13 protein-coding genes are annotated in these 15,263 nt (G+C 71.5%); 11 read left to right on the forward strand and 2 right to left on the reverse strand.

The annotated features are described in order from the left end of the window. Positions 1-97 precede the first annotated feature (97 nt). The 3 genes from hflX to HCR68_RS11650 all read left to right on the forward strand — a co-directional run bounded on the left by hflX (position 98) and on the right by HCR68_RS11650 (position 4,875). Positions 98-1,696: a GTPase HflX gene (gene hflX, locus HCR68_RS11640; protein WP_167149660.1), complete on the forward strand. Its 1,599-nt coding sequence runs from the start codon at positions 98-100 to the stop codon at positions 1,694-1,696. 7 nt (positions 1,697-1,703) lie between these two features. Then, positions 1,704-3,752: an ATP-dependent DNA helicase gene (locus HCR68_RS11645; protein ID WP_167149662.1), complete on the forward strand. Its 2,049-nt coding sequence runs from the start codon at positions 1,704-1,706 to the stop codon at positions 3,750-3,752. 121 nt (positions 3,753-3,873) lie between these two features. Then, on the forward strand, positions 3,874-4,875 hold the full coding sequence (locus tag HCR68_RS11650) for an L-lactate dehydrogenase (protein WP_167149664.1): 1,002 nt from the start codon (positions 3,874-3,876) through the stop codon (positions 4,873-4,875). A gap of 80 nt (positions 4,876-4,955) precedes the next feature. Here HCR68_RS11650 and lexA read toward each other — a convergent pair whose 3' ends face one another. Then, a complete protein-coding gene (lexA, locus tag HCR68_RS11655) occupies positions 4,956-5,732 on the reverse strand; it encodes a transcriptional repressor LexA (protein WP_167149666.1) in 777 nt (258 codons plus the stop codon). A 213-nt stretch (positions 5,733-5,945) separates the two neighbouring features. On the opposite strand from lexA, the gene HCR68_RS11660 reads away from it, so the two are divergent. From HCR68_RS11660 to HCR68_RS11670, 3 genes are all read left to right on the forward strand, one after another. Beyond that, complete coding sequence (locus HCR68_RS11660) at positions 5,946-6,713, forward strand: LysM peptidoglycan-binding domain-containing protein (RefSeq protein ID WP_167149668.1); 768 nt, start codon at positions 5,946-5,948, stop codon at positions 6,711-6,713. 107 nt (positions 6,714-6,820) lie between these two features. Next, on the forward strand, positions 6,821-7,276 hold the full coding sequence (gene nrdR, locus HCR68_RS11665; protein ID WP_167149670.1) for a transcriptional regulator NrdR: 456 nt from the start codon (positions 6,821-6,823) through the stop codon (positions 7,274-7,276). A 60-nt stretch (positions 7,277-7,336) separates the two neighbouring features. After that, positions 7,337-8,494, forward strand: a complete 1,158-nt coding sequence (locus HCR68_RS11670) for a glycosyltransferase family 4 protein (protein ID WP_167149672.1) — start codon at positions 7,337-7,339, stop codon at positions 8,492-8,494. Positions 8,495-8,534: 40 nt separating this feature from the next. Here HCR68_RS11670 and HCR68_RS11675 read toward each other — a convergent pair whose 3' ends face one another. Continuing rightward, positions 8,535-9,272, reverse strand: coding sequence for an IclR family transcriptional regulator (locus tag HCR68_RS11675; RefSeq protein ID WP_167149674.1), 738 nt, complete (start codon positions 9,270-9,272; stop codon positions 8,535-8,537). Positions 9,273-9,484: 212 nt separating this feature from the next. Here HCR68_RS11675 and leuC point away from each other — a divergent pair, with 212 nt between their 5' ends. The 5 genes from leuC (at position 9,485) to HCR68_RS11700 (ending at position 15,261) form a co-directional block, all read left to right on the forward strand. Continuing rightward, a complete protein-coding gene (gene leuC / locus HCR68_RS11680) occupies positions 9,485-11,014 on the forward strand; it encodes a 3-isopropylmalate dehydratase large subunit (protein ID WP_167149676.1) in 1,530 nt (509 codons plus the stop codon). Between the two features lie 54 nt (positions 11,015-11,068). Next, the gene (leuD, locus tag HCR68_RS11685; protein WP_167149678.1) at positions 11,069-11,722 is read left to right on the forward strand and encodes a 3-isopropylmalate dehydratase small subunit; all 654 of its coding nucleotides are present in this window, start codon (positions 11,069-11,071) and stop codon (positions 11,720-11,722) included. Between the two features lie 250 nt (positions 11,723-11,972). After that, positions 11,973-13,295 carry a UDP-N-acetylglucosamine 1-carboxyvinyltransferase gene (gene murA / locus HCR68_RS11690; RefSeq protein ID WP_167149680.1) on the forward strand — a complete coding sequence of 441 codons (1,323 nt, stop codon included), beginning with the start codon at positions 11,973-11,975 and terminating at the stop codon, positions 13,293-13,295. Between the two features lie 119 nt (positions 13,296-13,414). Continuing rightward, positions 13,415-14,221, forward strand: a complete 807-nt coding sequence (locus HCR68_RS11695) for a lysophospholipid acyltransferase family protein (protein WP_243859083.1) — start codon at positions 13,415-13,417, stop codon at positions 14,219-14,221. Next, on the forward strand, positions 14,218-15,261 hold the full coding sequence (locus tag HCR68_RS11700) for an NAD(P)H-dependent glycerol-3-phosphate dehydrogenase (RefSeq protein WP_167149684.1): 1,044 nt from the start codon (positions 14,218-14,220) through the stop codon (positions 15,259-15,261). The genes HCR68_RS11695 and HCR68_RS11700 overlap by 4 nt, the downstream gene beginning before the upstream one ends. Positions 15,262-15,263 lie beyond the last annotated feature (2 nt).

A 15,263-nucleotide genomic window follows, 5' to 3' on the forward strand; every position in this document is an offset into this window, starting at 1 on the left:
GGATCCTTCGTATGCGCTGACACGGCGGTCGACGCCGCTCCCGCCAGAACCATCGCGCCCCATCGAAGGGGCGCAGGCATACGACGAAGGATATTTTGTGACCCAGAACCACTCCACGACCCCCTCCACCCCCGAGGACGTCGGTGACACTCGTGACGGCCGTGACGTCCGTGACGTCGTCGCCCGGGTCCTCTCCCGGACCGGAACCGCCCTGGCCTCCACAGCCACCCAGCACGAGCGGGAGACCGGCCGCCGAGAGGGAGACGACTCCGACGACGGTGCCCTCGAGCGCGAGGCCCGTGCCGCCCGTCGCCGCGTGGCCGGCCTGTCCACCGAGCTGGAGGACGTCAGCGAGGTCGAGTACCGCCAGGTCCGCCTGGAGAAGGTCGTCCTGGTCGGCCTGGAGCTGCCCCGGGCCCATGGCACTGGTGCGCCGGGCGGAAGCGCTCTGGAGGCGCGGGACCTCCAGGACGCCGACACCTCCCTGCGCGAGCTGGCCGCCCTGGCCCAGACCGCCGGCAGTGAGGTCCTCGACGCCCTCATCCAGAGGCGCGACCACCCCGATCCGGCCACCTACCTGGGCAGCGGCAAGGCGCGCGAGCTGGCCGACGTGGTGGCCGCGGCAGGAGCCGACACGGTCATCGTCGACGGCGAGCTCGCCCCCTCCCAGCGCCGCGGACTGGAGGATGTCGTCGGTGTCAAGGTCGTTGACCGCACCGCCCTCATCCTGGACATCTTCGCCCAGCACGCCAAGTCCCGTGAGGGCAAGGCCCAGGTCGAGCTCGCCCAGCTCGAGTACCTCCTGCCGCGCCTGCGCGGATGGGGCGAGTCCATGTCCCGTCAGGCCGGGGGACGGGTGGCTGCGGGCCAGGGCATCGGCTCACGCGGCCCCGGAGAGACCAAGATCGAGCTCGACCGGCGCCGCATCCGCCAGCGCATGGCCCGGCTGCGCCGCGAGATCCAGGCCATGGCCCCCTCGCGCGAGACCAAGCGCGGCTCACGCCGACGCGGCGCCATCCCCTCGGTGGCGATCGCCGGCTACACCAACGCCGGCAAGTCCTCCCTCATGAACCGGCTCACCGAGGCCGGCATCATGGTCGAGGACGCCCTGTTCGCCACCCTCGACCCCACTGTGCGGCGCGCCGAGACCTCCGAGGGGCGCACCTACACCCTCACCGACACCGTCGGCTTCGTACGTAACCTGCCCCACGAGCTCATCGAGGCCTTCCGCTCCACCCTGGAGGAGGTGGCCGGGGCCGATCTCGTGCTCCACGTCGTCGACGCCGCCCACCCCGACCCCCTGGGCCAGGTGGCGGCCGTGCGCACCGTCCTGTCCGAGATCCCAGGCGCCCTGGACGTGCCAGAGCTCATCGTCCTCAACAAGGTCGATCTCGCCGACGCCGTGACCCTGGCGGCGCTGCGCACCCGCCTGCCCGGGGCGGTGGCGGTCTCGGCCCGCACGGGGGAGGGGATCGAGGAGCTGCGCGCCCGCATCGAGCAGATGCTGCCCCACCCGCAGGTGAGTATCGACGCCGTCGTGCCCTACTCGCGCGGAGACCTCGTCTCCCGGGTCCATGCCGAGGGCGAGATCGACACGGTCGACTACGTCGAGACCGGAACCCACGTCGTGGCGCGCGTCGGCGCCGCCCTGGCGGCCGAGATCGAGGGCGTCGCCACGGGCGCCACCGTCGGCTAGAGCCGCCGTGACCCCGACCGAGCCGGACCGGCCTGATACCGACGGCTCCAGTGGCCGCAGGGTCCTGGATGCCCTGGGCGCCGCGGTGTCGTCGATGGGCGGCAGCCCCCGCCAGGGCCAGACCACCATGGCCGTCGAGGTCGCCCGGTCCGTGGCCGACGGCACCCACCTCCTGGTGCAGGCCGGCACCGGAACCGGAAAGTCCCTCGGCTACCTGGTGCCCGCCATGGTCCACGCCGTGGAGACCGGCAACCGGGTCGTGGTCTCCACCGCCACCCTGGCCCTTCAGCGGCAGGTCCTCACCAAGGACGCGCCCCTGGCGGCCGACGCCGTCGAGCGGGTCACCGGCGCCCGCCCCGAGGTGGCCCTGCTCAAGGGCTGGCAGAACTACCTGTGCCGCCACCGCCTGGAGGGCGGCTACCCGCAGGAGGAGGACGAGTCCGCGCTCTTCGGCGTCGGCGACGCCATCGCCCAGCCGGCGGCGGGGCACGGAGGAGACGCGAGCCTGGGGGAGCAGGTGGTGCGCCTGCGCCAGTGGGCGACCAGGACGGACACCGGTGACCGCGACGACCTCGTCCCCGGCGTCTCGCAGCGCGCCTGGGCCCAGGTCTCCGTCTCCCGGGCCGAGTGCCTGGGCCAGTCCTGCCCCCTGAAGGCCGAGTGCTTCCCCGAGCTGGCCCGCGCCGCCGCCGCCCGGGCCGACCTCGTGGTCACCAACCACGCCATGCTCGGAGTGGTCGTGGCCGGCAACCCCGGGGTCCTGCCCGACCACCAGGTCCTCATCGTCGATGAGGCCCATGAGCTGGCCGACCGGGTCCGCTCCCAGGGCACCATCGCCCTGTCCGCGGCCGCCGTGGCCCGCACCGCCGCCACCGCCCGCAAGCACGCCTCCGTCGTCGTCAGCGAGCTGGAGTCCGCCGGACAGAGCCTCCAGCTCGCCCTGGCCGAGCTGCCCGACGGCCGCCTGGAGGCGCCGATCCCCGCCGCCCTGCACGACGCGCTCGTGGTCCTGGCCGGCGCCGCCCGGCAGGTCGCCTCCGACGTGCGCGACCAGGCCCGCTCCCTGGGCCGCGAGCGCTCCGGCGAGGCCGCCGGGGCACTGGCGATCGCCCGCACCGCCGTCGGCGACCTGGTCGACGCCCTGGACCGCATGACCTCGGAGTCGGTGGCCCAGGGGCGCGACGTCTCCTGGATCGAGCGGCCCCGCATGGGCGCCGAGCCCCCGCGGCTCCTCCTGGCACCCATCGAGGTGGCCGGCTCGGTGGCCGGCCACCTGCTGAACGGGCGGGCGAGCGTCATGACGTCGGCGACCCTCGCCCTGGGGGACAGCTTCGACCCCATGGCCCGGGCCCTGGGACTGGCCCTGGCCGAGCAGCCCTGGAAGGGCGTCGACGTCGGGTCCCCCTTCGACTACCCCAGGCAGGGGATCCTCTACGTGGCGGCCCACCTGCCGCGTCCCGGCGCCGGCATCTCCGAGGCCGCCCTGGACGAGATGCTCGCCCTGGTCGAGGCCTCCGGCGGCGGCATGCTGGGACTCTTCTCCTCCCGGCGCGCTGCCCAGGAGGCCGCCGAGGTGCTGCGCGGAGCCACCGACCTGCCCGTCTACGCCCAGGGGGACGACCAGCTGCCCACCCTCGTGCAGGCCTTCGCCGACGACGAGGCCGCCTGCCTGGTGGGCACCCTCTCCCTGTGGCAGGGCGTGGACGTGCCCGGGCCCACCTGCCGCCTCGTCGTCATCGACCGCATCCCCTTCCCCCGCCCCGACGACCCGGTTGCCCAGGCCCGCACTGACGCCGTCGTGGCCGCCGGCGGCAATGGCTTCATGAGCGTGTCCGCCACCCACGCCGCCCTGCTGCTGGCCCAGGGGGCGGGCCGACTCATCCGCCGCAGCCAGGACCGCGGCGTGGTCGCCGTGCTGGACTCGCGCCTGCGCACCGCCCGCTACGGGGGATTCCTCACCCGCTCCATGCCACCCCTGTGGCCGACGACGAGGCCCGACGTGGTCCGCGCCGCCCTCGGGCGCCTGTCCGGCCGCCGTGAGGTCCCGAAGGCGTAGCGAACCTGCCGGGTGGGCCCTTAGGTATGTGCCCCTCAGGAGGATCTGCACGTAGGCTTGGCGCGAGCGGGTGCTCTCGCCCCTGCGGTCCTGCCCAGCAGATCCCATTGAGGAGAAGAACGTGTCAGACCACATCACCACTACCGCTGAAGGCTCCTACCCCACCAACCGTTCCGGCCGTCCCTCCAAGGTCGCCGTCATCGGCGCCGGGGCCGTCGGCTCCACCCTCGCCTACGCCTGCGTGACCAAGGGCGTTGCCCGCGAGGTCGTGCTGCAGGACATCGTCAAGGAGAAGGTCGAGGCCGAGGCCCTCGACATCGCCCAGGGAATCCAGTTCACCTCCGCCGGCTCCGTCTCGGGCTCCGACGACCCCGAGATCTGTCGCGACGCGGACGTCATCGCCATCACCGCCGGTGCCAAGCAGAAGCCCGGCCAGTCCCGCCTCGAGCTCGCCGGCGCCACCGTCGGCATCATGGAGAAGATCCTCCCCAGGCTCGTCGAGGTCGCCCCCAACGCCATCTTCGTCCTCGTGGCCAACCCGGTGGACGTGGTGACCTACTGCGCCAAGAAGATCACCGGCCTGCCCGAGAACCAGGTCTTCGGCTCGGGCACCGTGCTGGACACGGCCCGCATGCGCTACCTCATCTCCTTGGAGACCGGCACGGCCGTCCAGAACATCCACGGCTACATCGCCGGTGAGCACGGCGACTCCGAGGTGCCCCTGTGGGCCTCCACCGAGATCGGCGGCGTGCCGATCACCCAGTGGGGCACCACCCTTGACGGAGGTGTGTTCGACGAGGCCAAGCGTGAGCGCATCGCCCACGACGTGGTCCGCTCCGCGTACCGCATCATCGAGGGCAAGGGCGCGACCAACTACGCGGTCGGCCTGGCCGTCCAGCGCATCATCGGCGCCGTCCTCAACGACGAGCAGCGGGTGCTCACCATCTCCCCGCTGCTGGACAACTGGCACGGCATCTCCGACGTGTGCATGGCCGTCCCCACGATCGTGGGCCGTGAGGGCGCCGGGCGTCGCCTCGAGCTGCCCCTGACCGCCGACGAGAAGGAGCGCCTGACCGCCTCCGCCGACCACCTGCGTGAGGTCGCCCGCGGTCTGGGCTACTGAGCCTGACTCACGTCCGCTGAGGGCCCGCCCCGTTCACCGGGGCGGGCCCTCAGTCGTAGGGCTGCGAGCAGCTCGAGCAGCTACAGAGAACGCAGAACCGTCACCACCTTGCCCATGATCGTGGCGTGGTCGCCGTCGATCGGGGCGTAGCTGGAGTTGCGGGGGAGCAGCCACTGGTGGCCGTCACGGCGCGAGAGCACCTTGACCGTCGCCGAGGCGCCGTCGACGTCCTCGACCATGGCCGCCACGATCTCGCCGTTGGCCGCGTCGGGCTGCGAGCGCACCACCACCCAGTCACCGTCGCAGATGGCCGCCTCGATCATCGAGTCCCCGTGCACCTCCAGCATGAAGAGCTCGCCCTCACCGGTGAGGCGGCGGGGCAGAGCCATGACGTCAGTCACGTCCTGCTCCGCCAGGATCGGGGTCCCGGCCGCGATCCGTCCCACGAGCGGAACGGCGACCGCGTCCCCGTCCTCGACGCCCAGGACCCGGGGGGCCTCCAACGGTGCCGTTTGTGCGGTGCCGGCGGGCGCGTCCCCACGGGCGCCGGCACCGCCGGCGGCCACGACCATCGCCCGAGGACGGTTGGGGTCCCGGCGCACCAGGCCCAGGCGCTCGAGCTTGTCCAGCTGGTGCTTGACGGAGGAGGGACTCGTCAGACCCACCTGCTCGCCGATCTCCCGCAGCGAGGGCGGGTAGCCGTGGGCCGCGATCGCCTCGCGAACCGCCTCGTAGACCGCGCGGGCACGCTTGTCGAGCCCGTTGACGGCCTCTGCGACTGCGCCCGCCTCAAAGGAATCCGCACCGGTGCGCGGGGCCGACGCCGGTGCGGCGCCCTGGTCTGCTGTGGTGCTCATGGTCCTGGCCCTCCCCGTCGGGCAGCCCTCACGCCCGGAGGCGTTAAGGGTGCGGAATAGATGTCGGTGGTCCGTGATCGTCTTGGTTGCGCCAAGCCTAGCGTTGAGACGACCGCGATTCAAACACATGTTCGAAGAAGTGCTGGACGTGTCGCGCTTCAGGCGCTAGTGTATCGAACAAGCGTTCGTCGAACATGTGTTCAGGAGGTAGCTATGAGCGCCATCGCCATCCCGCCCTCGCCCCGTTCGGCCTCTCGGGCCCGGGCTCGCGGGCGCGTCAGTGGTCGGACCGTCAGTGGTCAGGCCGCCGGGCGGCCTGCTGGACACTCCGGTGGGCCGGATGTCGTGCAGGCCTCCCCCAGGCCCCGGTTGCGTCTGGTCACCGACGACTTCGTCCCCGAGGCCCCGGTTCGTCATGGCGTCGACAACGCCTCCCGGCGCCCTGCAGCGACGTCTGCCTCCGAGTCGGCATCGATGCGTCGCCCCTCCGGGCCGGTGGCCCTGCGCGGCCGTCGGTCGGACCTGGAGAGGCTGGCTCCCCAGCACCCGGCGGTAAGGGCCGCCAGGCTGCGTGACGGCGCTCGGCGAGACGATGATCAGCAGGACAGCACCCCGCCGGCCACCGAGAAGGGGGCGGCCGGCCCGGCGCGGCGGCAGAACGGGCCGGAGCGGTCCGGGGCGGATCTGCGCCTCCTTCGCGGTGGTTCCCTCGTCGTCATCGCGGCGATCGTGCTCGCCTGCTGCGGGCTCATGGTCGGGGGCCTGGCGGGGCTGGCCTCCCCGTCCTCCTCCGCCGCAACCGCTCAGGCGCCGGCCAGGACGACCACCACAGTGGTTCGTCCCGGTCAGTCCCTGTGGGAGATCGCCGCGGCGAGCGGGGCCTCGGACGTCTCGGGGATGGTGACTCGGATCGTCGAGATCAACGATCTCCAGGACACGACGGTCCGTGCCGGGCAGACCCTTGAGGTCCCCGCTGCGTGAGAGTCTGCGTGTGGGCCGCACTGTGAGGCAGGCTTGCGGGGCGGCCCGTCGGGCGTTTAGTCTCCGATGGACTGACAGGTAGTCCAGTGAGATCGGAGGTCGAAGGCGTGCACTGCCCCTTCTGCCGTCATGACGGCTCTCGAGTCGTCGACTCCCGAACCGCGGAGGACGGCACCTCGATCCGCCGTCGCCGGGAGTGCCAGCAGTGCGGGCGCCGTTTCACCACGCTGGAGACCGCCAGCCTGTCGGTCCGTAAACGCTCCGGCGTCGTCGAGCCCTTCAGTCGTGACAAGGTGATGGTCGGGGTCAGACGCGCCTGTCAGGGACGTCCCGTCTCCGACGACCAGCTCGCGCTGCTGGCGCACAAGGTCGAGGAGGCCATTCGGGCGGGAGGTCAGGCCCTCGTCGACTCCCACGACGTCGGTCTGGCGATCCTGGGTCCCCTGCGCGAGCTGGACCAGATCGCCTATCTGCGCTTCGCCTCGGTCTACTCCTCCTTCGACTCCCTGGAGGACTTCGAGAACGCCATCGCCGAGCTGCGCCGCGCCGAGGTCGCCTCCTAGGGTCGGGTGCCCGCCCTCGACGGGGCCCTGTGAAGGAGGAGGCGTGGCAGACTTGAGGTCATGCGCGTCCTCATCGTCTCCGACTGCTACGCGCCGCGGCTGGGCGGCATCGAGACCCAGGTGCGGGACCTCGCCCGCAATCTGAGGCTGGCCGGCCACCGGCCCGCCGTCGTCACCGCGACACCGGTCGGTGACGATCGTGGCCGCAGCATCGAGAGGGATGACGGTTTCCCGGTCTACCGCACCACCGCGCACCTGCCCAGCGAGCTGCCCGTCCACCCGCGAGCCGGGCGCGAGCTGGGCGACCTCATGTCCCGTCTGCGTCCCGACGTCGTCCACGCCCATGTCGGCATCGTCTCTCCCTTCGCCTGGTCCGGCATCGCCGCGGCTCACCGGGCAGGGCTCCCGCTAGCCGTCACCTTCCACTGCGTCCTGGGTCCGTGGGCGCCGGCGGCAGGGGCGCTGGGGCCGGTCAGCCCCGTACGGCTGTGGCAGCGCGGCGGCGCCGACCTGACGGCCGTGTCCTCCATGCTCGCAGCCGAGGTCCGGCGCGCCGGCGCCCACGACCCGGTGACCGTCCTGCCCAACGGCATCACCATTGCCGACTGGCGCCTGGAGCATCCCGGCCCTCAGGAGCGCAGGCCCCATCGGCCGGTCACCGTCGTCGCCTCCCTGCGGTGGATCGAGCGCAAGCGCCCCCTGCAGGTCGTGCGCGCCTTCGCCCAGGCGGTCAGGAGCACCCCGGGATGCGACGCCGTCCTCAGGATCTACGGGGACGGCCCGCTGCGCGAGCGGCTCACTCAGGAGGTCGCCGACTCCGGCCTGGCCGACCGCATCACCCTCGTGGGGCGTGTTGAGCGCAGTGAGCTCGCCCGGGCCTTCACCCGAGCCGACATCTACCTGCAGACCTCGCCCGCGGACTCCTTCGGCATCTCCACCCTCGAGGCCCGCAGCGCGGGACTGGCGGTTGTCGCCCTGCGCTCCAGCGGGGTCAGCGACTTCGTCACCGACGGCGTCGACGGCCTCCTCGCCGACGACGACGCGGGCCTGGCCCGTGAGCTCGCGGCCCTCCTGGGTGACGACGAGCTGCTCGAGCGCATCAAGGCGCACAACTACGAGGTCGACCCGCTGCCCGAGTGGGGCTCCGTGGTGCGGATGAACGTCGAGGCCTACCGGCGCGCCATCGATCTGAGGGGTGCGCACCAGCCGCAGCCGTAAGCGAGAGGCCTGGCCGGGAGGCGCTGCGCCGCGAGGCGGGTCAGGCTGTGCCGGTGTCGCTGAGCACCTCGGACAGGCGGCGCGCCGCCGCCATGACCACGTGTCCGTGGACGCGGCCGGGTTGACGGCCCATGCGCTCGATGGGCCCGGAGATCGAGATCGCGGCCACGACCTTGCCTCCCGACCCGCGCACCGGCGCCGAGACCGAGGCGACCCCGGGCTCGCGCTCACCGACCGACTGGGCCCATCCCCGACGTCGGACCGCCGAGAGCATGGTGGCGGTGAAGCGGGCGCCCACCAGGCCGCGGTGCAGGCGGTCGGGCTCCTCCCAGGCGAGGAGCACCTGGGCCGCCGAGCCTCCCTGCATGGACATGGTGGCGCCCACGGGGATGGAGTCGCGCAGCCCGATGGGGCGCTCGGCGTTGGCCACGCAGATGCGCACGTCGCCCTGACGTCGGTAGAGCTGGGCGGACTCGTGGGTCTTGTCCCGAAGGGCCGCCAGTACCGGTCCGGCGGCGGACAGCAGATGGTCCTCGCCCGCGGCGCTGGCCAGCTCGGTGAGCCTGGGGCCCAGGACGAAGCGCCCCTGGGGGTCGCGGGTGACCAGGCGGTGGAACTCGAGGGCGACCGCGATGCGGTGCGCCGTGGGGCGGGCCAGGTGGGTGGCGGACACCAGCTGGGCCAGGGTCGCCGGGCCCGATTCCAGTGCGCTCATGACCAGGGCCGCCTTGTCGATCACGCCGACGCCGCTGCTGTCGTTCTCAAAGGAGCTGTCCATAATCTGATACTGGCATTTCAAGGTATGAGATTTCAAGTTAGGGTCGCCCATGGAAGCGGCACAGTGTCAGCATCCTGAGGTCGAGGCGGTGGCCGGTGCCTCAGGCGCGGCGCGGCCGCCTCTCGCAGTCTGTGCGGGGTCTCAGCGTGAGTCTCAGGGCCTGCCCGAGGCCGGCGCGACTGCGACCACCTGTTTCTGAGAGGATGAAGTCGATGGGAATGACTCTCGCCGAGAAGGTCTGGCGTGATCATGTGGTGTCCAAGGGTAGCGACGGCGCCCCCGACCTGCTGTACATCGACCTTCACCTGGTTCACGAGGTCACCAGCCCTCAGGCCTTCGAGGGGCTGCGGCTGGCGGGGCGCGAGGTGCGCCGCACCGATCTGACCATCGCCACCGAGGACCACAACACCCCCACCCTGGACATCGATCTGCCGATCGCCGACGTCACCAGCCGCGCGCAGATCGAGACCCTGCGCGCCAACTGCGCCGAGTTCGGGGTGCGCCTGCACTCGCTGGGGGACGCCGATCAGGGGATCGTCCACGCCGTCGGCCCCCAGCTGGGGCTGACCCAGCCCGGCATGACCGTGGTCTGCGGCGACTCCCACACCTCCACCCACGGTGCCTTCGGGGCGCTCGCCTTCGGCATCGGCACCTCGCAGGTCGAGCACGTCCTGGCCACCCAGACCCTGCCCATCGCCCCGTTCAAGACGATGAGCGTCACCATCGACGGCGACCTGCCCTCGGGCAGCGGGGCCAAGGACATCATCCTGGCCATCATCGCCAAGATCGGCACCAATGGAGCCCAGGGCCACGTCATCGAGTACCGCGGCCGCGCCATCGAGCAGCTCTCGATGGAGGCCCGCATGACGATCTGCAACATGAGCATCGAGGGCGGGGCCCGGGCCGGCATGATCGCCCCCGACCAGACCACCTTCGACTACCTCAAGGAGCGTCCCCACGCGCCCGTCGGCGAGGAGTGGGACGCAGCCGTGGAGTACTGGTCCAGCCTGCGCACCGACCCCGACGCCGTCTTCGACACCGAGGTGGTCCTCGAGGCCAAGGACATCGAGCCCTTCGTCACCTGGGGCACCAACCCCGGGCAGGGCCTGCCCCTGTCCGCCACGGTGCCCGACCCCGAGGACATCGCCGACGCCACCGAGCGGCTCGCCGCCGAACGGGCCCTGGAGTACATGGACCTCGTTCCGGGGACGCCCCTGCGCGACATCAAGGTCGACACCGTCTTCATCGGCTCATGCACCAACGGACGTATCGAGGACCTGCGGGCCGCCGCCGAGGTGGTGCGTGGACGCAAGAAGGCCGAGGGGCTGCGCATGCTCGTGGTTCCGGCCTCCGCCCGAGTGCGTCTGCAGGCCGAGGCCGAGGGGCTGGACCGGGTCTTCAAGAGCTTCGGCGCCGAGTGGCGCAACGCCGGCTGCTCCATGTGCCTGGCCATGAACCCGGACAAGCTCTCCTCCGGTGAGCGCGCCGCCTCCACCTCCAACCGCAACTTCGAGGGACGCCAGGGCAAGGGCGGACGCACCCACCTGGTCTCTCCCGTCGTCGCCGCGGCCACCGCCGTGCGCGGGGCCCTGTCCGCCCCCGGGGACCTGCCTCCGCGCCCCGCCGACTGGGAGGACGCAGCCGATGGTCCGGCTCTGGGGCAGGGCGACATCCCGGTGGTCACCGCGGTTCCCCCGGTGCCGCAGCCGGCGTCCATCATGCTCCCGGTGACCGTGCTGTAGCGCCCGGCCCGTGAAAGAGACGAAGAGACGTAAGGCAAGGAGCTGAAAGAGGCTGTGGAGAAGTTCATCCGGCACACGGGAATCGGCGCCCCGCTGCGGCGCAGCGCCGTCGACACCGACCAGATCATCCCGGCGGTGTACCTCAAGCGCATCACGCGCACGGGCTTCGACGACGCCCTGTTCGCCTCCTGGCGGGCCGGCGAGCCCGACTTCATCCTCAACCAGGAGGCCTACAAGCGGGCCTCGGTGCTCGTGGCGGGCCCCGACTTCGGCACGGGCTCCTCGCGCGAGCACGCCGTGTGGGCGCTCAAGGACTACGGGTTCAAGGTCGTCCTGGCTCCCCGCTTCGCCGACATCTTCCGCGGTAACGCCGGCAAGCAGGGGCTGGTGGCCGGGATCGTGTCCCAGGAGGACTGCGAGCAGCTGTGGAAGATCCTCGAGACCGAGCCGGGCACCGAGGTGACGGTGGATCTGGAGAACCGTACGGTCGAGGCCGGATCCTTCCGCTGCACCTTCGCCATCGACGACTACGTGCGCTGGATTCTCATGGAGGGGCTCGACGACATCTCCCTGACACTCACCCAGGAGGACGCCATCCGTGCCTATGAGGAGGCCCGTCCGGCCTTCAAGCCGCGTACGCTGCCGGCCAAGCACCTGCCCGTCCAGGAGGTCGTCTCAGCCAGGGCCGCGGACATGCCCCGGCCCTGAGAATGACGGGATCCGTCGAGGTCATCGGTCGAGGTCGAGGCCGGCGGCATCGGATTCCATCGGAAACGGTGCGGCGTCGTCGGGTATTGATCGGGACTTTCTGTGAGTCGAAGGCCACCTGATACGAGTCTGAAAACGGTCCTGGGAGCCCCTCCGGTGCGCTTATGCTGGGACGGCCTCACGCGCCCGCGTGAGGATGGGCACCCGGCTCACGCGCACGGCACGCCCAGATGACGTCATGGAGGTGCGCATGGTCGACGGTCTGCTCCAGGTCGAGGGCGGTCGCCCGCTGACTGGTGAGATCACCGTCCGGGGAGCCAAGAACCTGGTTCCCAAGGCGATGGTGGCGGCCCTGCTGGGGTCATCCCCCTCGGTGCTGCGCAACGTCCCGCTCATCCGCGATGTCGACGTGGTCTCGGGGCTGCTGAGTCTGCACGGCGTGAGCATCGACTACGACCAGCGCGAGGGCGTTCTTCAGCTGGACTCCTCCAAGGTCGAGTCCGCGCACATGGCCGACATCGACGCGCACGCCGGCTCCTCGCGCATTCCGATCCTCTTCTGCGGTCCGCTCCTGCACCGCCTGGGGGAGGCCTTCATCCCCGACCTGGGCGGGTGCCGCATCGGCGACCGCCCCATCGACTTCCACCTGGAGATCCTGCGCCAGTTCGGCGCGACGGTCGACAAGCAGGCCCAGGGCATCCGGCTGACTGCGCCGGCCGGCCTCAACGGTACCGTCATCGAGCTCCCCTATCCCTCGGTCGGCGCCACCGAGCAGACCCTGCTCACCGCCGTGCGCGCCCACGGGCTGACCGAGCTGCGAAACGCGGCCGTCGAGCCCGAGATCATGGACCTGGTCGACGTCCTGCAGAAGATGGGCGCCATCATCTCGGTGGACACCGACCGCACCATCCACGTCGAGGGCGTCGACGAGCTGTGCGGCTACACTCACTCGGCCCTGCCCGACCGCATCGAGGCGGCCTCCTGGGCCTCGGCCGCGCTGGCCACCCGCGGCGACGTGTTCGTGCGCGGCGCCCACCAGAGCCACATGACCACCTTCCTCAACACCTTCCGCAAGGTGGGAGGCGCCTTCGACGTCACCGACGAGGGCATCCGCTTCTACCATCCCGGCGGGGACCTGCGCTCGATCGTGGTGGAGACCAACGTCCACCCCGGCTTCATGACCGACTGGCAGCAGCCCCTCGTCGTGGCGCTCACCCAGGCCCAGGGCCTGTCCATCGTCCACGAGACCGTCTACGAGAACCGCTTCGGCTTCACCGGTGCGCTTCGCAAGATGGGGGCCACCATCCAGGTCTACCGCGAGTGCCTGGGCGGAACCGAGTGCCGCTTCGGGCAGCGCAACTTCTATCACTCCGCGGTCGTCTCCGGCCCGACGCCGCTGACCGGCGCCGACATCGTCGTGCCGGACCTGCGCGGCGGCTTCTCCCACCTCATCGCGGCCCTGACCGCCGAGGGCACCAGCCGGGTCGAGGGCGTCAACCTCATCGACCGCGGCTATGAGCACTTCATGTCCAAGCTGGAGTCCCTCAACGCGGCCGTCACGCGCCTGGCCTGATCGGGAACGTCAGGCAGCGCCGTCCCCGCGTCATTGACGTCCGGGGCCGGTGCAGGAGCGGGTGGGGCTCGGAGAGCTCCCTGAACGGATAGAGTTCACCCGTGCCTGCAACACGCCCCATGACTCCGTTCTACCGCTTCGCCGCACGCGGGGCGATCATCCCGTTCCTCAAGATGGTCTCCAGGCAGAAGGTGACCGGCCTGGAGAACATCCCCCGCGAGGGCGGCTTCATCGCCGTGGCCAACCACCTGACCGACCTCGACTCGCTCACGGCCATGCGCGCCCTGGTCGACGCCGACGTACCCGTCTACTCCCTGGCCAAGTCCACCCTGTTCAAGGTGCCGGTGCTCGGCTCCATCCTGCGGGCCGGCGGTCAGATCCCGGTTCAGCGGGGCACCCAGAACGCGGCCACGGCCCTCAAGGCCGCCAGTGACGTCCTGGCCGAGGGCGGGGCCATCATGATCTTCCCCGAGGGCACGCTCTCCCGGGACCCCCTCAAGTGGCCGATGGTTGCCAAGACCGGGGCCGCCAGGCTGGCCATGACCAGCGGCGCACCCGTCCTGCCCATGGGGCAGTGGGGCGCCCACGAGATCCTGGACACCTACGGGCGCTCCTTCCGCCCCTTCCCGCGCAAGGACGTGCGCGTCACCATCGGTGAGCTCATGGACCTGTCCCGCTTCGGGACGGACACCCAGGACCGCGAGGCCGTGCGCGCCTGCACCGCCGAGATCATGCGGGCCATCACCGCCCTGGTGGAGGAGCTGCGGGGCGAGAAGGCCCCCCGGCCCTTCGACATGCACTACGACGGCGACCCCGGCAAGGGCAGGATCGGAGTGCGCCGTCCCGACCCGCTGCCCGAGGCCGTCACCGACGGGAACGCGGAGGCCGAGGAGACTGACGAGCGTCGGGGGGAGGACGGGCAGTGAGCGGCATCGATGCGGTCCCGGTGCGGCGGGCGGCCGTCATCGGCTCGGGCGCCTGGGGCACCACCTTTGCGAGCCTCCTCGCCCAGGCGGGCACCCCGACGACGATCTGGGCCCGGCGCCGGGAGGTGTCCGATGAGATCAACGCCGGAACCAACGAGCGCTACGTTCCCGGCCACCGCCTGCCACCGGGGGTCACGGCCACCACGGACCTGGCCGGAGCCGTCGAGGGGGCGGGCGTCGTCGTCGTGGCCGTGCCCTCCCAGGAGGCCCGTGGGGTCCTGGAGCCCGCTCGTGGCGCCCTGGCAGACGATGCCGTGGCCGTCTCCCTCATGAAGGGCGTTGAGTTGGGCACCGGGCTGCGGATGAGCGAGGTGCTGGCCGAGGCCCTGGGCATCGACCGCTCCCGCGTCGTCGTCGTCTCTGGGCCCAATCTCGCCGATGAGATCGCCGCGGGCCAGCCCACCGCCACCGTGGTGGCCGCCGACGACGAGCAGGTCGCCGCCCGGATCGCCGCCATGTGCGCCACCGGAGCCTTCCGCCCCTACACGAATACCGATGTCCTTGGCGTCGAGCTGTGCGGGGCGGTCAAGAACGTCATCGCCCTGGCCGTCGGCGCCGCCGCGGGCCGGGGGCTGGGGGACAACTCCAAGGCCACGATCATCACCCGGGGCCTGGTGGAGATCACCCGCCTGGGCCTGGAGCTCGGTGCCCGTCCTGAGACCTTCGCCGGGCTGGCCGGCATGGGGGATCTGGTGGCCACCTGCTCCTCGCCCCTGAGCCGTAACCAGACCTTCGGTCGCCACCTCGGTGAGGGGATGAGCGTGGCCGCTGCGGCCGCGGCCTCCCGGGGCGTGGCCGAGGGGGCCAAGTCCGCCCGCGCCGTCCTCGACCTGGCCCGCTCCCACGGCGTGGACATGCCGATCACTGCCGGTGTCGTCGCTGTCGTCGAGGGCGCTGCCAGTGTCGCCCAGGTGACGGATGCGCTGCTGGCCCGCCCCCGCAAGGCCGAGGGCGTCCACGCGGCCCCGTCTCAGACCTAGCG

This window comes from Actinomyces sp. ZJ308 (genome assembly GCF_011752065.1).
GTDB lineage: Bacteria > Actinomycetota > Actinomycetes > Actinomycetales > Actinomycetaceae > Actinomyces.